Consider the following 20,830-nt stretch of genomic DNA (forward strand, 5'->3'; position numbering starts at 1 on the left):
TAAGGCGATAAGACTATTAAATAACAGCGCCCCCAACAACAGCTTTGTTCTCGAAAAACCTAAATTATAGTACAAGTACATCGTATTATTTTCAAAGAACTGCACTAAAAAACAGGATAAAACAAAGCCTATAGTTGCGAAGATATATGGCAACATACTGAAGTAGCCCACTCCAAAAGCTACAGAAAGGCTAACATTAACAATAAGTATCGTTTTATAATAGTTCCAATAAATGTACATTTTTAGCCGTATTAAATAATCCCGTATAAAGATCCTCCTTTCGCGCCTAGTCGATCCACTCTTCGCTCGACTACTTCATCCTTTATCAGGTCAGGTGCGTGATGCGGTTTACGACGCGCGTCTATAATTACAGGCCCGTGACAGCCCCAATGCTTATATTTTGTAAAACTATTTACACCATATATATCGTAAGCCGGATTTGAACGTGTAAAAGTAACCCAAACAAAATTGTTGATATTCTCGGCAGTATACGCAGCATCGTCGGCCAATACAATCAGTTGAATACCTTCAAAATTTATTTCACGCATGGCATCGCACCAGTTGTGCAAAATTATTTCTTCTTGTTCATAGGAACTAAAATCTTCTCCATCTACGACAAGAATTCCAGGTAAAGCCATCTTCACGTGGTTAAAGGGGCGAGGAACCTCCAAATCCGTCGGAATTTCAGTAGCAAGCGTCCTTTTTTTAGAACCTGCTGCTGCAAATACGACCTTGGAACCGGCATTCAATCCATCCCCCGAATAATCCAATGTGTCTATAGTCGTATTCGTATGAAAGTGCAGATCACGGGATAAATCGATACGTTCTAATATATGGGTAAAAAATCCCTTCACATCGTAAATATCTAGTTTTGGATTATCTTCTATCGCTCCTATGAATAAGTATTTAGCCAGACTTAATTGGTTCTTACCTAAAGCCTGACTTGCAATGGTCAAAATTTCTTGCGGTCGATCCACTTTATGATACGGAGTGTAGCTCTCTCTACCTATCGCAAACAACAGCGGATGCACCCCTGCGGCATCTACAGCGTGTACAGCCTGCAGGCCGTTAATCTCTTTAGGAATGGCCGCTCCTGTTATTTCATGTATCAGATTGCCGAAGCTGGTATCTTCTTGAGGAGGTCGTCCGACCACCGTGAAAGACCAAATAGGGTCTTTTTTATGATAGACATTGTGTACTTTCATCAACGGAAAGGGATGCGTCAATGAATAGTAACCAATATGGTCCCCAAAGGGGCCTTCGGGTTTAGTTTCATTAGGATAAACGGTTCCAGTAATTACAAAGTCAGCATCTGCAGAAATGCAAAACCCTTCTTCGTCATAAAAATAGCGGAAACGTCTATTTCCCAATGCACCTGCAAAGATCATTTCGGACAATCCTTCTGGCAATGGCATCACGGCAGACAACGGATGTGAAGGCGGCCCCCCAACAAAAACGCTCACTTTCAACGGTCTACCTAATTCATTTGCTTTCATTTGATGGATTCCGATTCCCCTGTGTAATTGGTAATGCAAACCAATCTCCTCATCTTTAACATACTCGTTTCCAGAGATCTGAACACGATACATACCCAGATTAGATTTCATAATACCCGGACTAATTATGTCTTCCGTATATACCTGTGGCATCGTGACGAATGCTCCACCATCCATCGGCCAATTTACTATCTGGGGTAGCTTACTGATGTGAGTTTTACCGTATAAGATTGGAGCATTCGATTTTTTCCGCCAAGGTAATGCACCTAATGCTACCGCCGAAGATCCAATATATTTTAATGGGTTTTTTAACACTGCTGTGGGGTCCATCTTCACATCGACTAATTTTTTGATATGATCTAATGTGTCGCGGAACATAAATTTAGATCGATCCAATGTCCCAAACAAGTTAGAAACCGCGGGAAATTCGGATCCTTTAATATTTTCGAAAAGCAAAGCAGGCCCGTCTACGTCAAAGACACGCATATGAATGGCGGCCATTTCTAAATATGGATCCACCTCTTCCTTGATGCGTACTAAGTGACCCTTTTTCTCTAAATCAGCGACACAGGCCGCCAAACTTGAATATCCCATTTTTTTTGCGCAGTAGTTGAATCACAAAAATAGCAGAATATTTGGCTTAGTGTACGAAGATGAGCAGATAATAAGGGTTAAATTCCTTCGTCAATGGAAGTATATTTAAAATCGAACTGCTTTTCCCAAATAGAATTGTCTACAGGGGGCGATTTACTCAATTCAAGGATATAATCGCTATAAAGGTCATATTTGATCCCATAGAAATACTTGTTACATAGCTGAGGAAGCAGTCTATTTGTGAACGGAAGTATTTTAAATTTTATATCGGGTTTTCTTTTCTCAGCATATTTTCTAAAGATGTCGTAAAAGTCGATCAATTTAGCCCCCCCAAACTCCACATACTGATTAATGAAAGACGTACCCCATTCAATGTTTTTGATCCATCTAAATACATCGCTCAGCAACACGGGATTAAATTTAATTGATGAATGGGGTTTGAATAAGAAAACCAGTTTATGTTTTAACATTTCGTTCATAAAGCGATCGAAGGTTGTTCCGGCACCTATGGCAATATCTTTTAATAAGATCGTAAATACAACATTTAGTTCTCGAAAAAGTTGTTCAACTTCTTTTAGATGGCTCCTATCATACAACCTTCCGACGTAAATAATTCTATTGCAGGAGTTTTTCTGCGAGAGATGAATAAAGTTACGAAGAGACAACAACTCATAATTTTTCGCTATTTTATCGTCCAAATCGGGTATCTGTGTAAAGTAGAAGGCCAACTTAAGATCATGGGCTTGAAAGGAATCAAAATCCAATCCTTTTCTAATCAAATCCACAGAACTAATTCGAGCTCTTACGGGCAATTCCATATTCTTTTTAAAAAGAACTTCATCTCGTACTAAACCGTGAATACGACATGTTTCATCTTGCATGTAACTCACGCAGGCCTTTCCTAAATATGAATTCAACCCACAAACCAAGATATCCATAATTTCTTACTTCAATATATTGAAATGATAACCTTGCTTAAGGTCTTTTTGTTTTTAGACTGCTACAAATTGCTTTTAAATGTTTATATAGTGTCAATATTGATTCTTTGTAGGTAATACATGGCTCAAATACGCTATATTTGTTGTTTTTCAAACAATCTATTTAGTAAAGCAGGCATGAGCAAACGGGTTATCTTAGTATGGTTTAGAAACGATCTTCGCACACACGATAACGAAGTTTTACACGCCGCAATTGAGAAAGCAGATTTTGTGATTCCCGTGTATATATTTGATCCACGATATTATGAAACAAACCAATCCGGTTATACCAACACCGGTGAACTAAGGTCATTATATATTTTGAATACCGTTCGTTCCCTGAAAGAAAAACTTCAATTTTTGGGAGGAGATTTAATGACTTTCGAAGGTTTACCTGAGGAAATTATACCTCATCTTGTACAAAGATACGATGTTGATGAGGTGTACCATCATCGTGAAATCGCACGAACTGAAACTTCCATTTCGGAAAGAGTTGAAGAGGAGTTGTGGAAGATACAGCGTAATCTAAAGCATTTTATCGGACATACCTTATATCATAAAGAGGATCTTCCTTTTCCTATAAAAGATATTCCGAACAGCTTTAATGTGTTCAAGAAAAAAATAGAACGTGAAAGCAGCGTTAGAAATCCATTGGCGGATATCGATTCGATTACCATCCCTCCTCATTTAGAGAAAACCGAGCTTCCTGAACACGGAGAGATCGCCCATTACACTTACGGAGAAAAAGCCGCTATGGAGGAATTAAATTCTATCTTCAGCCAACCATTGGGTAATGAGGATTTGTACATAAAACTCTCGCCATTTCTTGCTATTGGATCTTTATCTCCTGTATATACCTATCACTACATTAATAAGCGCATCACGGCTTCCAACAAAAAGCAGGTTGCAAAGATTGTTGAGCGTCTATTGTGGCGCGATTATTACCGATTTATGTTAAAAAAATATCCCAATAAGTATTTTTTAAGCGAGTATACTTCAAACCGGGATTCCGTCAAAATAGAAAATTGGACAACAGGTAACACGGAAAATGCAACGATCAATAGTTATATCGAAGAATTAAATAATACAGGCATTATATCCTATATCCAAAGAGAAGCACTTGCTTTATTTTTCACTTATGAATACCAACAACCGTGGCTAGAGGGCGCCGCCTGGTTCGAAGAAAAACTTATCGATTACGCTCCCGCTACCAATTACGGATTTTGGGCACATATCGGTGGAGAAGGTACGAGTGAGAAAGACAATAAATCGATTAAAGATTGGGAAAAGGAAAAAGCCAGTCTGTAAATTTTATCCCAACACATTACCAGTGAATCTCATTTTAATTCCTAACTGGAAATTTTGAATAGTTTTAAAAATTTCCTTTAACGTAACTCGCTCTATTTTGGTCAATCTTTCAATGGGAATATAATTATCAGGCGTTTTCTTATCAATAATAATTTGGTTGGCTTGACTTTTTAAACGTAGTCCCATCAAATAGTAATAAGATTGCATAAGCTCATGCGATTGTTGCTGGGTAAAGACATCCATTTGTGTTAAAACTTTGATACGCTCTCCCGTATTTTCTTCGAAGACTCTGTTTTGTAAGGCGTATACACGTACCAAGTCGACAATGGGGGTCATTGCATTTTTGATGTTAAACACTTCTGACTTACCAATCATTTGCGTCCTAATAGTATTAAAAAAGGTCAAAGGAGGTTCGTACTGTAGCGCGTTTTTCCCGATATGGGCAAAGAATCTACCCATTGGCTTTTGCAATTCGCTATCCAAAAAATCTTTTAATTGTGATATTATCGTATAATCTCCATATAAAAAACGACAATCAAAAAAGGTAGAAAATTTAATCGCATTTTCAGGAACAGATTCTTCTATCCACTGCTTGTAATTGCGTTGCCAATGCGAGAGTGAATGTGTCCATTGTGGATTGCTGGCCATATATCCGCCTTTACAATACACAAAACCAATATCGTTCAATTGGTCCGAAACCCGCTTTGCAAACTCAAGGAAATATGTTCTCACCAATTCCCGTTGCTCATTCGCCTTATCCTCATAAATAATAGCATTATCTTGATCCGTTTTCAAGGTCTGCTCCTTTCTCCCTTCACTTCCTGTTACCATGAAGACAAATTTTGCTGGTGGTTCCCCCATCTCCCCGATTACTTTATCAATTACTTTAACAGCTATAGAATCCGCAATAGTTGTAATCACCTGATTGACTATTTCGGCATGTACCCCTCTACCCAAAAGCTGGGTAACGATATGCGGCACGCGTTTCCATTTATCAGTAAGCTCCTGTACCGTTAAGGCTGATTTAACCGACTGTATAAAAACCAATGGCGATTGCGCGTGCTCACTCAGTAATCTATTTCTACTTAAAAACCCTACGTATTTCCCATTCTGTTCAACCAATAGGTATTTTGTTTTTGTACGGAACATCATCAATACCGCATCGTAGAGGTAAGAGGTATGGGCTATAGATACAATCGGATTATCCATAATATTACCTATTTTGCTGTTTGCATCCAAGCATTTAGCTACCACGTTGTCTCTTAGTGTCAGGTCCGTAACATACCCTACTATCGTCTCACTTTCATTTTTAACAAACAAACAACTTACTTTATTCTCTGCCATTAGCTTCGCAGCCTCAAAAATCGGCGTGTCAAAACTACACGATACAATGTCTTTATAGGCGATCCCTTCTATTTTTCTAGAGTAAAACTGTTCAGATGCAATATAACTTTCCTCAAACGAGGCTGGCTTTTTGAAGAAGTGGGCAAACTCTTCATCTAACATGCGCTTGCCAAAATTAGTGGTATAGAACTGAAAAAAATCATCATATCCATTGCATAAATCCATAAAGTCTTTTCGGGGAAGACTATAAATCCGAGTACCTTTTTTAGCAATGACAGATTTTAATGCTTTTGTACGATTTAACAAAACCGATATACCTCCGAAACAATACGGAGAATGATGTATCTCCACGGAACGTTTATTTTCCGCGGCATCGAAGAAAAATGTTTCAAATTCACCTGCGACTAGAATGTCTACGCCGATCATTTCTGTTATTTCCTGTCGATAAGCTAGCGTATCCTTTTTAAAAACAATTTCAGTTAACGCATCTGCTACGCTCTCTATCACTTCAATTGGTAGCGTATCGAATGGTCTGGTTTTTTTTAAGAGTTCAATCTTGTCTTTCATAGCATGTAAAAACGATTAATAAAAGAATTAGTAAAAATAAGATCAGCATGCCCCATCTATTTTCTGTTCTTCTAGTTGGCTTTTGCGGCGCAAAATACGATTGATGCGCGTCGATGATCTGATCGTTTATATCACCTCGTCTCACTAGTTCGAAAAAACTAGCCGCAGTAATTTCCACATCAACTATCGCATTATGTATATTGCTAACAGACTGATCAAAAAGATAGGTGTACAATTCGGATAATCTTAAAAATTTAGCTCGTGGATTTTCAACATACTGCTTACTAGCAAGCATGGTGCAAAATAACGGGTACCCATCTAAAGGACAGTATATACCAGATCTGTAAAAGTCCGCACTCAACATATGAAAATCTAATTCAATAAAATGTCCCACAAGAATAGGATCATATTTTTTGATATCATATGCGAGCTTATTCATTACCTTTTTTCTGCGCTGGCCATTTTGTTCCAAAAACTGATGGGTAATTCCATGTACTTTTAATGCTGAGGGGTCAATGCTAAAATCTTTTTCATTGATATAATAGTTTTCCCTTTTTATCTCTACCCCATTTTTATCAAAGATAATCCACGCAATTTGTATGGAAAATGGCCAATTCCCTTTTAGCGAATAAGGTTGATCCCACCGCTTGGGAAGACCTGATGTTTCTGTGTCGACAAATAGAAAATAATTCTTCAACGTTGATATGATTTAAACCTCAATCCTTCTAATAAAGATAGGGATACCGGTACGCAATCAGAAATACAAATTGTGTATTCGAAAGCTACGTTCAATGAGAAGATTTTTTCCCTGTCTGTCACTTCTGGCATTACGAACTAAGCCGAACGGTATAGTTGTCAATTTTACAATTATATTTTCATAAAGTCAAATTTGTTTTTTTTTGCAACAAAAAAGTGAGTCCTCAAAATATTATATTATGAGATTTTGAACGACTCAAATTCAGCCGGAAATATTGATTTATAATGACATTTTGAGCATACAAAATATTCAATTTCTCTAGCCAAAACTGCTTTATTATTTATAACTTTGGCGAATTCGATAGATTACAACAAATAAATGGATAAATTGACATATTTGAGTAACGCCGACTCAAGTTATATTGACGGGTTATATCAAACATACAAAGCTGATCCAAATTCGGTAGACTTTGGTTGGCAAAAGTTCTTTGAAGGTTTTGACTTTGGTCAGAAAGCGGAGGGCAGTTCTGTGGATGTAGAAAATGTCCCGGAACATGCTTTAAAAGAAATCAACGTATTAAATATGATTCACGGGTACAGAGATCGCGGTCATTTGTTTACGGATACTAATCCAGTGCGCCAACGCCGCAAATACTACCCCGGAAAGGAATTGGAAACGTTCGGACTTTCTGAAGCTGATATGGATACCGTTTTTAATGCTGGGATTGAAATAGGCTTGGGACCCGCGAAATTACGTCAAATCCGCCAATTAATCGAAGATACATATTGCCGATCAATAGGAGTTGAATTCAAATATATCCGTAATCCTGAGAAAATGAAATGGCTGCAGGATAGAATGGAGGCCGATCGCAACCAGCCCAATTATACGAAGGAGCAGAAAAGCAGGATTCTACAAAAAATAAATCGAGCCGTTGTATTTGAGAGTTTTCTAGGTACTAAATTTTTAGGTCAGAAGAGATTCTCTTTAGAAGGAGCTGAAAGCTTGATAGCAGCCCTTGATTCGGTTATTGAACAAGGAGCAAATCTTGGCATTCAAGAATTCATGATCGGTATGGCGCATCGCGGTCGTCTGAATGTATTGGCCAATATTATGGGTAAACCTTACAAGACAATCTTTTCTGAATTTGAGGGTAAAATGTATGCTGAAGAAGATCCTGAATTACAATTCGGTGGCGATGTTAAATATCATTTAGGTTATTCTTCCGATATCAAAACAGATTCAGGTAAAACAATTCACTTAAGTCTCGCTCCAAACCCATCGCATTTAGAAACTGTCGATCCGATTGTCGAGGGGATGGTTCGTTCTAAAATCGATATGAAATACGACGGAGACTCTTCAAAGATTGCTCCGATTCTAATTCATGGTGATGCTGCTATCGCTGGTCAAGGCGTGGTGTATGAAGTGACTCAGATGTCTAAGCTGGAAGGCTACCGTGCAGGAGGTACCATTCATATTGTCATCAACAATCAAGTGGGTTTCACGACCAACTATAAAGATGCCCGTTCGGGTACCTATTGTACAGATGTCGCAAAAATTACTTCTTCTCCTGTATTCCACGTAAACGGTGATGATGCAGAAGCAGTTGTTTATGCGATTAATCTCGCGGTAGAGTACCGTCAAAAGTACAAAACTGATGTTTTCATCGATTTATTGTGTTACCGTCGTTATGGACACAATGAAGCGGATGAACCTAAGTTTACGCAACCGTTGCTATACAAAGCTATCGAGAAACATGCGAATCCGAAGGAAGTATATGCTAAAAGATTAATCAGTGATGGTACAATTGACGCTACTTATTCGAAAGAAGTAGAAAAAGAATTCAAAGATTATCTTCAAACACAACTGGATGCGGCTAAGAAGGTCATCAATCTTGAAGAGGAAGTTCCAATGTTTGGTGGAGCTTGGAAGGGGTTATACCCCGCTAAAAAAGCTGACATTTGGAAAACGGCCGATACTGCAGTTTCATCTGAAACGTTCTTAGATCTAGCAAAAAAAATTACGGCTCTTCCAAAAGATAAAAAGTTCTTCCGCAAGATTTCCAAATTATTTGAAGATCGTGCAACTATGATCGAAAAAGACTCATACGATTGGGCGATGGGAGAATTGATGGCTTATGCCACTTTATTGAATGAAGGTAAGCGTGTACGTATCTCCGGACAGGATGTTCAAAGAGGTACATTTTCACATCGTCATGCTGTATTGACGCTGGAAGATTCCGAAGAGAAATATGTACCTCTGGCTCAAGTGAATGGCGGAGAAAAATTCAATATTTACAACTCTTTACTGTCAGAATATGCTGTCCTTGGATTTGAATACGGATATGCATCGGCTAATCCACAATCTTTAACCGTTTGGGAAGCACAGTTTGGAGATTTTTACAACGGCGCTCAAATCATCGTCGACCAGTATTTGAGTAGTGCGGAGACAAAATGGAAACGTTCAAACGGTTTGGTCATGATGCTTCCACATGGTATGGAGGGACAAGGACCGGAACACTCTTCAGCACGTATCGAACGTTTCTTAGAATTGTGTGCTAATGACAACATGGTGTTGGCCAACTGTACTACCCCAGCTAACTATTTTCATTTATTAAGACGTCAATTGGTACGCGATTTCCGTAAACCGCTGATCGTTTTTACACCAAAAAGTTTATTACGTCATCCAAGAGTGGTTTCATCAATAGACGATTTCACAAAAACTACTTTTCAAGAAGTAATTGATGACAACAATGTAAAAGCACCTTCGGTAAAACGCGTGTTATTCTGTTCTGGAAAAATCTATTACGATTTACTTGAGAAGCAACAAAATGAAAAACGTACAGACGTGGCTGTAATTCGTATTGAGCAACTATTCCCTACGCCCGTTAAAGCATTGGAAGCTATTCGCAAAAAATACAGCAAAGCAAAAGAATTTATTTGGGTACAGGAAGAAAATGAAAATATGGGTGCGTGGCCTTACTACTGTCGTAAGTTGCGAAAAACAAACATCGAATTTACAGATGTCATCGCACGTACCGAAAGTGGTAGCACCGCGACAGGGTATATGAAAAAACACGTGGCACAACAAGAAGCAATAATTAATAAATCATTTGAATAAACAGTATATTAAACCCTAATGTCGTATATTTCTTCGGTAAACTAAGTACTCAAAAACAGAGGAGAATCGCTCTCACCTAAGGCGAGGGTCCTTACCGAAGGTAAACCGATAAATTTGTATTTATATTCAGCGCAATTATAATTGCATATAAAAGCAAATTTATCTAAGTTTAAAACATATATATAAAGTTGGTTTTACAGAAATAGATATATGAGCTTAGAAATCAAAGTACCTACGGTAGGTGAATCGATCACCGAAGTAACATTAGCGCAATGGCTAAAGCAAGATGGCGACTACGTCGAAATGGACGAAAATATTGCCGAATTGGAATCAGACAAAGCTACATTTGAATTACCTGCCGAAAAAGCAGGTGTATTAAAAATCATTGCTCAAGAAGGTGATACTTTAGAAATTGGTGCAGTGGTATGTACGATCGAGGATGGTGAAGCTCCAGCATCTGGCGCTGAAAAACCAGTTGCAGAAGCGCCAGCAAAACAAGAATCAAGTGCTCCAACGCAGGATGCTTCTGAAAACCCAGACTCATATGCCGCCGGAACAGCTTCTCCTGCCGCAGCTAAAATATTAAGAGAGAAAGGAATCGATGCGTCTACGATCAAGGGAACTGGCAAAGATGGCCGTATTACCAAAGAAGATGCAGAAAAAGCACAATCGGTCCCTGCCGCTCCAAAAACAGATTCTAAACCTGCTGCTAGTGCTGCAACAGCAGCTCCTGCGGTAGCCGGTGCACGTAACGAACGTCGTGAGAAAATGACTTCATTACGTAAAACCATTGCAAAACGCTTGGTATCCGTTAAAAATGAAACGGCTATGTTAACCACTTTTAACGAGGTAAACATGCAACCAATCATGGATTTGCGGGCTAAATATAAAGACTCTTTCAAAGAGAAACACGGAATCGGTCTTGGTTTCATGTCTTTCTTTACAAAAGCGGTGACTACAGCCCTAAAAGAATGGCCTGCAGTAAATGCACGTATTGAGGAAAACGAATTGGTATATTCTGACTTTGCGGATATTTCCATTGCGGTTTCGGCACCCAAAGGTTTGGTCGTTCCTGTAATTCGTAATGCCGACGCTATGTCATTGCATGAAATAGAAAAAGCTATCGCTGCGTTAGCTGGAAAAGCTCGAGACAACAAGTTGACCATCGAAGAAATGACGGGAGGAACATTTACCATCACAAATGGCGGTGTATTTGGATCGATGATGTCTACTCCTATTATCAATGCACCACAATCAGCAATATTGGGTATGCACAACATTATACAGCGCCCTGTAGCAGAAAATGGCCAGGTGGTGATTCGCCCGATGATGTACATTGCATTATCTTATGATCATCGCGTTATTGACGGCCGTGAGTCAGTAAGCTTCTTGGTACGAGTAAAACAGCTATTAGAAGACCCTGCGAGATTATTATTGGAAGTATAACTAAGATTTTATATATCTTTGAGGCTACCTACAATTAGGTAGCCTTTTTTATCTTTATGCAAATAGATCAACAACTCATCATCAAGTTTCTCATGTTCTCCATGGTCGGAGCATCGGGTGTACTTGTTGATTTTTCTATTACATGGTTATGCAAAGAGAGAGCAAAAATTCACAAATATGTGGCGAATTCCTTCGGTTTTATCATTGCTACCATCAGCAACTACCTGCTAAATAGATATTGGACCTTCTATACGGAAAATGCCCAGGCAAAATTTGTAGAATTTTCCAAATTCTTCTTTATTGCCATAGTCGGGTTAGCAATAAATAATGCAATATTGTATTTCTTTCACGAAAAATTGAAATGGAATTTCTATTTGTCCAAGTTAGTTGCTATAGGCATCGTATCCATCTGGAATTTTTCTTTTAATTATCTTTATACTTTCACGGCAGTATCTTAATGGCATCATTCATCAAGAATTTCAAAATCCAGCATTTTCTACTGTTTTGGCTTCTTATAAACTTGATTCAGGGTACATTTATGGAGCTCCATGTAGACGAAGCCTACTATTGGATATATAATAAGTTTCTGGATTGGGGGTACTACGACCATCCTCCGATGGTAGCCATTTTTATAAAAATTGGTACATATTTCACGCAGTCACCACTTGGGGTACGAATCATCAGTATCTTTAGCAATGTATGTGCTATTTATTTTCTCTGGCAGATTGTAAGACCCTATGCCGATAACGTTTGGCTTTTTGCCTGTTTATATTGTAGCTTCGTCATATTTCACGTATATGGCTTTATTAATTCCCCGGATAGCCCGCTCCTGTTCTTCGCCATCCTCTATTTCTATTTTTTAAAAGGATATCTCCACGAAAAACGATTCAACATCCAGACTGTCCTGTGTCTTTCGTTAGTCATTACTGGTTTGTTGTACAGTAAGTATCACGGAATTCTACTTTTGTTCTTCACGATTCTTGCAGATTGGAAATTACTGAAGAGACCTTCCTTTTGGTCTATTGTGCTCTTTTCTTTGGCGCTATATCTGCCGCATATATTATGGCAAATCAAGAATGATTACCCGTCTATCCAGTTCCACGTATTTGAAAGAAACGCCAGGGAATATAAGGTGTCATTCACATTGGATTATCTACTGAGTCTTATTCTTGTGGTGGGGCCATTATCCGGTTGGTATTTGTATTATCGGTTTTTCGGGCTAAAAAATGAGGACACTTTTGTACGAATATTAAAATTCGTCTTTTGGGGATTTTTAATTTTCTTTTTCCTCTCCTCTTTCAAAAGCCGTGTACAGGCGCAATGGGTTTTATTGGCTTATATCCCTTTATTTATAGTAGGTTATATTGCGCTAGCAAGATATCAGATTCCCAAATGGTTTTATACATTATTATATATCACCGTTGCACTGATTATGGTTATTCGATTCGCCCTTGTCGTTCCTATTCCCGCCTTACAAAAGATCAAGGCAGTGAGCGTGTATTGGGGACATGCTGATCTTGCAAGCCAAATAAAAGAAAAAGCCAAAGGCAGATACCTTATTTTTGACAATGGATTTCAGGATGCGTCATCTTATAATTTTTATACGAATACCGTAACGGCCTTGTCCTATAATCCGCGTACTTATCGTAAAACCCAGTACGATTATTGGCCGATAGAAGATAGCCTGCGCAACAAAAATGTCTATTTTGTCAGACCCTATTCCTTTGAAACGATTGAACAAGATACCATAACATCCGAGTTGCGTGGCACCTGGTATGGTATCAACATCGATACGGTTCGTTTATATCAAAAGGTAGAAATTTCATGCGATAATCTTCCTGACACCATACAACAAGGTAAGAAATATCAAATCACGCTTTCCATCACTAACCCGTATGACGAAGAAATAACATTCAACAATGCGGAACGTAAATGGCCTCTATTTTTTGAATATGGGTACACGAAGTATGTCTATGAATCTGGGGAGTTTTTCGAGTTTGACGAAGGTTATCATGTTTTAAAAATTGCACCGAAGCAAACAAAACATATCCAGGTAACGATTACTGCACCTTCTGAATTGGGTGAAAGATTAATTATGTTTTCCTTGCGAACCGATCCTTTTATCGGTCCGCGTAATAGTAAAAAATATCCGATATATGTTACTGAAAATTAAAATTTTAGCATTAGGAATATGTTTGTGTGCCTATGAGGTTGTTCAGGCACAGCAAATAGAAGGACAAGTTGATTTCCATGGTTTTGCGGATAATCGCGAATATTCAAACTCAGACAGGTATCCTCAAACTATTTTTGGAACCAGAGTCACACCCGAGATTGGTCTGCTTGTGGACAGCATTCATCGTATACGACTAGGGGTTAGTTATTTACATGAATTTGGAACCAAGAATATTACGAATCCCGTCCGTCCGGTCGCCTATTACAATTACGATAATAATGGATTTGACTTCAAGATCGGGATGTTTCCCCGACATGAATACCTTGACGAATACCCCAAAGCTATTTTGAGTGATACGATTGGGTATTATCAACCCAACCTTGAAGGTATGCTGCTTAAATATAAAAACGAATATTTTCATCAACAGATTTGGATAGACTGGAACAGTCGTCAAACGAAAACAGATCGCGAACAATTCATGGTTGGTATTTCGGGAAATGTTAATTTAAACAAGACATTTTATGTCAAGCATTTTGCTACTTTATGGCACAACGCAGGGCCTATGGTCAATACTCCAGATCCCACTGATCATATACGGGACAATGGAGCAGCATCGTTACATATCGGAGCCGATTTAAGTGATCGAGGGTGGTTAGATTCCATCAACATTAATATTGGAGGGATTATCAACTATGATCGTCTTCGTAATGTATACGAGTGGCAGTTTCCAAAGGGATTGTTGAGTGAAATCTATCTGGAACACTACAAATTCTTTATTCGGAACACCTTCTATACCGGCGAATCATTAGCCATTCCTTATGGAGATGTCTTCTATACATCCAAACAATACGACCGTCTAGATATCGGCTGGATCCCGCTTCGGTACAGAAATCTGGAAGGACGATTTATAGCAGGGTTTCATTTTTCCGAAGGCGTAGTGGATAGTCAACAACAATTTATCTTGCGCTATACGATAGGACATCTTTTTAATAGAAAGAAATAATGGCATTTCCGCTATAATAAGCTCTCAGAGGCAGAGGAGCGACCGATAAATTTGCAATTATACTCAACACAATTATAATTGCATATAAAAGCAAATTTATCTAAGTTTGTTCATGCAAGCGAAGAAAAATCAAATTCTATTCCCTACTATTGTCACTTTGGGAAGTATTCTAATTTCATATTACTATTACTTTACCGATTTACCGGTATTTTCTCAATTGGTAGAAGAGGATGGGGTTTTCGAAAATTTAACCTCTTTATTTCTATTTTTAACGGCGATTTTCCTCATTCTTATTTTTGCTAAATTCCAATCGAATCATAAACTGAACTGGAAAATAGGACTTGCTATCATGATTGTGGGTTTGATCTTTGGAGCAGGGGAAGAGATTTCCTGGGGACAACGTATTTTCAGTGTAGAATCTTCCGATTTTTTCAAACAAAACAATGCACAAGGAGAAACAAATCTCCATAACATGGTCGTTGGTGGAGCAAAAATCAATAAAATAATATTTTCTTATGCTTTTTCAGTAGTTTTCGGGATTTATTTCATCTTGCTTCCAATACTTTACAGGAAGAGCGATAAAATCAAAGGACTTGTTAACCAGTTCGGTATTCCAGTCTCTACAAATTTCCAAAGCATCCTCTTTTTAGTTGCCACTGTGTTGGTCATGCTGTTAGACCATCCACGTAAATGGGAATTATGGGAATTTATATTTGCGTTCACTATATTCACCATTTTTGTTAATCCATTAAATAAAAGAGAAATCCAAGCGGGAGTATAATTTAATAGCCGAGATACTCAGCATACACCTTTTGATTATAGGCCTTTAATATATTTAGAAGGCCTTTTTCATATCCAGAAGAAGAGAGCACTTGTTGTGATTTAGGATCAAATACCAGCGTACCATTTTCGGAAATTATGCCTACAGAATGTTTGGTATTAAAAAATGCATAGGGCGTAAAATGAGCATCGAAAACATCCCTGCTCCAGCCATACCGATCCGAAGGTATATTTAATTGATTCAATATAGAAGAGGCCAAATCGACCTGCCCCATTATTTTATTTATTCTTTGTCCTTTAAATTGTTCTTTTAATACATCGCCAAAGAAAATTAAAGGAATATGGAAGCGCTTAGGATCGGTGATTTCACGTTCATACGGCAAACGGTGTCCATGGTCTGCAGTGAGTATAAAAAGTGTATTCTTATACCAACTTTCTGTTTTTGCCTTTTCAAAAAAATCGCTTAAAACCGAATCCGTGTAAAACGCCGTGCTCTTAAACTTGTTAGCCGTCGTATTATTACCAAATTTGTAGATTGTTTTCAGATCAAAAGGTTCGTGATTTGAAATAGTAAAAACGGTTGAAAAGAAAGGCTTTTTTTCACGATTCAGATCTGCAAGTACCCTTTCAAATACATGATGATCATATACGCCCCACGAAGACTCGTTATATGAAGACGGAAAATCAGCCATATCTACGACACGATTAATCCCGTGCGACATCATATAGGATTTGAAATTATAGAATTCACTTTGTCCTCCATAATAAAATGAAGTATGATAGCCCGCATTATGGATCTCCTGTCCTATACCGGGAAGTTTCTCATGCTTTTTGATGGATTTAATAATGCTTTCCTTGCCTTGCGCCGGAAAGCTCGAAAAGACACCAATAATACCCTTATCTGATCGATCTGCCGCGGCATAGAACTGTGTAAAGGATAACCCTTGTCTCGAAATTTGATCTAAATACGGGGTCACCTCCTTCTCGCCACCCAAGTCTTCGATCAGATCCGCTGTAAAACTCTCCAATAAAATCAATATCACATTGGGTCGTTCGGTATTTAATATGGAAATAGATGAATCTCTCTTTTTTGGAAATACAGGAGCGAGCATAAGATCGATATCGCCGCTATCATTAAAATATTTGTATGGATTACCGCTGCTCGCGCTGTTTACCATATCATTGATAAAAGACCAATGTGTATTTACAGCGACATGATTATAAAATTGATTGGATGAATAATAGGCCATACTTTCATTCAATGGAGACGTACCATAGCCACCACGAATACACGTAAATAAAAAGATTAACCCTACAAAGAAGCCCAAGATATGAAGTGTAAAATGCGTCTTAAATTTAACGAAGGCACGCCTAAATAAAAGATTAAAAATCGTACTTCCAGCTATGCTAACCACGACAAAAACGAGAAAGGGGATCCATAAATTTGTAGATACAGCAGATAAAACGGCTTCTTGTGGTGTCTCAAAAAAAGTTTCGATAGCTCTCCGGGAAACCTTATCTGTCCACTCTGTATATAGATTGATGCTGATACAGGATAAAAGGCCCAGAATAATTAAGATCGAATAAGTATATATCCGGATCCATTTCGTTGAAAAAGACCAGTTCGGAAATGATGACCAAAGAAAATAACCGATAAAAGGCAGTACGCAAATATAGGCCGTCATCGATACGTCCAGCTTAAATCCAGCCGAATATATACGCAGAATCTCCTGAAAAGTGAATACGGTATTTACCGGGGCAGCATACACCAAAAACAATAACCGATCTATCCAAGCTATAAAGAGCCAGAAAACGAAATATAAAAGTAAGAAGTATACCGATTTGTATTGTTGTTTCACGTTACCTATCATCAGAATGTAGGCAAAGGTAATTAACTTAAATTTAATCTAAAATTTACAACTGAAATTTACTATTGGCCCATTTGCTGTGATACCACTTCATGTGGTCGAATAAATAAATAAGCAAAAACGTAACGACTGAACCTACGATCGCTCCTATATACACATCTCCTGTCCAATGCTGCGACAAATAAACACGCGAATACCCCGCCAGGCAAGCCAAAATAAAGAATAAAGGATTGCTCCGCTGGGATGGGAAAACATAATACAATACCATCATTAGTGCAAAAACGCTGGTCGTATGTCCGGAGGGGAAACTGTAATTTCCATGAATATGATAGTCGGGTAATGTATACCACGTGGGATCATCCTTAAATACCGATCCTGGACGAGGCATTTTTACTGATTTTTTAATAATCTGTGCAACTAAGCCCGAAAGTAAAAAAGACACAATAGTTAGGATAGCATACTTATACCGCGTAAAAACCAGCAATAAACCTATCGCTACAACAAATAAGCCATCTCCAACATTGGTAAACAACCTGAAAAACCAATCAGCCCATTCGTGATGAACGGCATTCACGATTCGGAATTGTTCCATTTGGTCATACTTCAGACTGACGAGCCCGCATACAATCTCTACAAGGAGTAATGACGACAGTACAAATCGCAGATCAAATAACAATTGCTTAAAGCGTAAGGGGTTAGAATGCATTCTCGATATTTTGGTTTCACAAACTTAGACAACTCGCATTTTGTTCACAAGTGTTTGTTGATATTTATATCATTTATTTCCTTAAATTTGCGTTCCTATTTACTAATTCCTATTACTAAAGTAAAAAATGAGCATAGCAAAAACTTACAATCCGAAAGAAGCAGAAGATAAATGGTATCAATATTGGATGGAAAACGGGTTTTTTCGTTCTACTCCCGATTCGCGTGAACCTTATACCATCGTAATGCCTCCACCAAACGTAACTGGGGTATTGCATATGGGGCACATGCTAAACAACACTATTCAAGATGTATTGATCCGTAGGGCCCGTATGCAAGGAAAAAATGCATGCTGGGTTCCCGGAACAGACCATGCCTCAATCGCAACGGAAGCCAAAGTAGTTGCTATGCTCAAAGAACAGGGTATTGACAAGAAATCCCTTACCCGGGAAGATTTCCTGAAGCACGCTTGGGAGTGGAAAGAGAAATACGGTGGTATTATCTTAAAGCAGTTGGAAAAACTGGGGGCTTCCTGTGATTGGGAACGCACCAAATTCACAATGGATGCAGATCTTTCCGAATCGGTAATCGATACATTTATCAAATTTTATAAAGCCGGCTATATCTATCGCGGCGTGCGCATGGTAAACTGGGATCCGCAAGGAAAGACAGCGCTATCTGACGAAGAGGTAATCCGGAAAGAAGTACAGCAAAAATTATATTATATCCGCTATACCATTAAAGATAGTAACGAGTATCTGATCATTGCTACGACTCGTCCGGAAACGATTATGGCAGATGCTGCTATCTGTATCAATCCAAACGACGAACGTTATCGCCACTTGAAAGGTAAAACCGTAATTGTGCCCCTAGTAAACCGTGAAATCCCGATTATCGAAGATACATATGTAGAAATGGAATTCGGTACCGGCTGTCTGAAAGTGACGCCGGCACACGATTTAAATGACTACGAACTGGGACAAAAGCATAATTTAGAAGTTATCGATATCTTAAATGATGACGGTACCCTAAATGAAAAAGCAATTATTTTGGTTGGAGAAGACCGCTTCATCGCCCGTAAAAAAATTGCAAAACAACTGGAAGAGGTTGGTCAAATCGAAAAAATTGAAGACTATAAGTCTCAAGTTGGTTTTTCTGAGCGTACGGATGCCGCTATCGAACCGAAATTATCTATGCAATGGTGGTGTAAGATGGACGAATTAGCTAAACCTGCCTTAGATTATGTACAAAGTGGGGAAGTACGTTTGATTCCCGACAAGTTCACGGCCTCTTACCGGCATTGGATGGAGCATGTAAAAGATTGGTGTATCTCGCGGCAGTTGTGGTGGGGACAACGGATCCCAGCATGGTATAACGAGAAGAATGAATGGGTCATTGTCAAAACACAGGAGGAAGCTATTCAGGAATTCAAAAATCAAGGAAAAACGGCAAATAGCATTCGTCAGGAAGAAGATGTATTAGACACCTGGTTCTCCTCAGGACTATGGCCCATGTCTGTTTTTGACGGCGTACGCAACCCCGAAAACGAAGATTTCAACTATTACTACCCGACCAATGATTTAGTAACCGCGCCGGAGATCCTATTTTTCTGGGTGGCCCGCATGATTATTATGGGACACAACTATACCGAAAAAGCACCTTTCAAGAATGTATACTTAACAGGGATTGTCCGCGACAAATTAGGCCGTAAGATGTCTAAGTCTTTAGGAAATTCGCCCGATCCAATCGAGTTAATGGAGCAATACGGCACCGATGGGGTCCGTGTAGGTATGTTATTGTCCTCACCAGCCGGAAACGATTTAATGTTTGATGTTTCCTATTGCGAACAAGGGCGTAACTTTGCCAATAAAATATGGAATGCATTCCGTCTGGTAAAAGGTTGGGAAACCACAGACTCACCGGCTACTACAGCACAAAAAACTGCCGCTCAATGGTTTGAAAGTCGATTTAATCAAGCTATAGTGGAAATAGACGAACATTTCAAACAATACCGTCTGTCGGATGCATTAATGACCACTTACAAATTGATTTGGGATGATTTCTGTGCCTGGTACCTGGAATTGGTAAAACCCGCTTACCAAATGCCTATTGAACAGGAAACCTTAGAAACGGTAAAAAATTTCTTTCAAAAAATCCTTTCATTAGCGCATCCGTTTATGCCTTTCTTGACGGAAGAATTATGGCACGACGAATTGTTTGGCCAACGCGATCCAAAAGACTGTATCATTGTGGCTCCATATCCAGCGATAGCAGGTTTTGACGAAACTATCATTAAGGAATTTGCATCCGTTCAACAGATTATCTCAGAGGTACGAAATGTACGAAACTCCAAAGGCATTTCGCCAAAGATTGCTTTACCGTTGGCCATTAACGCGACCGATATCGATTATTCAACATATCAGGAGAGTATTATCAAATTAGCAAACATTGAAGAGTTGACTTTTGTGAAAGATAAAGTAGCCGGCGCGGTCAGTTTCTTGGCGGGAAGAGATGAATGCTATATTACTTTAGCCAATAATATTGATGTCGATACTGAAAGAGAGCGTATTCGCAAAGAAATTGAATATTTACAAGGTTTCTTGGTATCCGTAGATAAGAAATTATCGAATGAACGCTTTATAGCAAATGCGAAGCCCGAAATCGTAGAAAATGAACAAAATAAAAAAGCGGATGCCGAAGCTAAAATCAAAATCTTGACGGAAAGCCTGGTAAGCTTGGGATAAGCTATATATCA

At 38.6% G+C, this 20,830-nt stretch carries 14 protein-coding genes; 8 read left to right on the plus strand and 6 right to left on the minus strand.

Annotation, left to right across the window (positions count from 1 at the left end; genetic code table 11):
* Positions 1–251 precede the first annotated feature (251 nt).
* Positions 252–2,090 (minus strand): UbiD family decarboxylase, encoded by a 1,839-nt coding sequence (locus C4F40_RS20665; protein ID WP_196941323.1) that lies wholly within the window; start codon positions 2,088–2,090, stop codon positions 252–254.
* A gap of 77 nt (positions 2,091–2,167) precedes the next feature.
* Positions 2,168–3,028 (minus strand): Rossmann-fold NAD(P)-binding domain-containing protein, encoded by an 861-nt coding sequence (locus tag C4F40_RS20670; protein WP_196941324.1) that lies wholly within the window; start codon positions 3,026–3,028, stop codon positions 2,168–2,170.
* Between the two features lie 177 nt (positions 3,029–3,205).
* On the opposite strand from C4F40_RS20670, the gene C4F40_RS20675 reads away from it, so the two are divergent.
* Positions 3,206–4,375 carry a deoxyribodipyrimidine photo-lyase gene (locus C4F40_RS20675; protein WP_196941325.1) on the plus strand — a complete coding sequence of 390 codons (1,170 nt, stop codon included), beginning with the start codon at positions 3,206–3,208 and terminating at the stop codon, positions 4,373–4,375.
* A gap of 3 nt (positions 4,376–4,378) precedes the next feature.
* Here the strand turns inward: C4F40_RS20675 and C4F40_RS20680 are convergent, their stop codons facing one another.
* Both C4F40_RS20680 and C4F40_RS20685 read right to left on the minus strand, forming a co-directional pair.
* On the minus strand, positions 4,379–6,286 hold the full coding sequence (locus C4F40_RS20680; RefSeq protein WP_196941326.1) for a DUF294 nucleotidyltransferase-like domain-containing protein: 1,908 nt from the start codon (positions 6,284–6,286) through the stop codon (positions 4,379–4,381).
* A complete protein-coding gene (locus tag C4F40_RS20685; RefSeq protein ID WP_196941327.1) occupies positions 6,270–6,983 on the minus strand; it encodes a 3'-5' exonuclease in 714 nt (237 codons plus the stop codon). The genes C4F40_RS20680 and C4F40_RS20685 overlap by 17 nt, the downstream gene beginning before the upstream one ends.
* A gap of 378 nt (positions 6,984–7,361) precedes the next feature.
* Here C4F40_RS20685 and C4F40_RS20690 point away from each other — a divergent pair, with 378 nt between their 5' ends.
* From C4F40_RS20690 to C4F40_RS20715, 6 genes are all read left to right on the plus strand, one after another.
* Positions 7,362–10,100, plus strand: a complete 2,739-nt coding sequence (locus C4F40_RS20690; RefSeq protein WP_196941328.1) for a 2-oxoglutarate dehydrogenase E1 component — start codon at positions 7,362–7,364, stop codon at positions 10,098–10,100.
* Positions 10,101–10,310: 210 nt separating this feature from the next.
* A complete protein-coding gene (odhB, locus tag C4F40_RS20695; protein ID WP_196941329.1) occupies positions 10,311–11,546 on the plus strand; it encodes a 2-oxoglutarate dehydrogenase complex dihydrolipoyllysine-residue succinyltransferase in 1,236 nt (411 codons plus the stop codon).
* A gap of 56 nt (positions 11,547–11,602) precedes the next feature.
* Positions 11,603–12,004, plus strand: coding sequence for a GtrA family protein (locus C4F40_RS20700; protein WP_196941330.1), 402 nt, complete (start codon positions 11,603–11,605; stop codon positions 12,002–12,004).
* The gene (locus C4F40_RS20705) at positions 12,004–13,719 is read left to right on the plus strand and encodes a glycosyltransferase family 39 protein (RefSeq protein WP_196941331.1); all 1,716 of its coding nucleotides are present in this window, start codon (positions 12,004–12,006) and stop codon (positions 13,717–13,719) included. Before C4F40_RS20700 ends, C4F40_RS20705 begins: the two co-directional genes overlap by 1 nt.
* Positions 13,703–14,722, plus strand: a complete 1,020-nt coding sequence (locus C4F40_RS20710; protein ID WP_196941332.1) for a hypothetical protein — start codon at positions 13,703–13,705, stop codon at positions 14,720–14,722. The genes C4F40_RS20705 and C4F40_RS20710 overlap by 17 nt, the downstream gene beginning before the upstream one ends.
* Positions 14,723–14,834: 112 nt before the next feature.
* Complete coding sequence (locus C4F40_RS20715; protein WP_196941333.1) at positions 14,835–15,503, plus strand: hypothetical protein; 669 nt, start codon at positions 14,835–14,837, stop codon at positions 15,501–15,503.
* A gap of 1 nt (position 15,504) precedes the next feature.
* Here C4F40_RS20715 and C4F40_RS20720 read toward each other — a convergent pair whose 3' ends face one another.
* Positions 15,505–17,373, minus strand: a complete 1,869-nt coding sequence (locus tag C4F40_RS20720) for an LTA synthase family protein (protein ID WP_231390160.1) — start codon at positions 17,371–17,373, stop codon at positions 15,505–15,507.
* Between the two features lie 43 nt (positions 17,374–17,416).
* Entirely contained in the window at positions 17,417–18,076 is a 660-nt protein-coding gene (locus C4F40_RS20725; protein WP_196941335.1) for a phosphatase PAP2 family protein, read from the minus strand.
* 127 nt (positions 18,077–18,203) lie between these two features.
* Here C4F40_RS20725 and C4F40_RS20730 point away from each other — a divergent pair, with 127 nt between their 5' ends.
* The gene (locus tag C4F40_RS20730) at positions 18,204–20,819 is read left to right on the plus strand and encodes a valine--tRNA ligase (protein ID WP_196941336.1); all 2,616 of its coding nucleotides are present in this window, start codon (positions 18,204–18,206) and stop codon (positions 20,817–20,819) included.
* Positions 20,820–20,830: the final 11 nt, after the last annotated feature.

It is taken from the genome of Sphingobacterium pedocola (assembly GCF_015209965.1).
Taxonomy (GTDB): domain Bacteria; phylum Bacteroidota; class Bacteroidia; order Sphingobacteriales; family Sphingobacteriaceae; genus Sphingobacterium; species Sphingobacterium pedocola.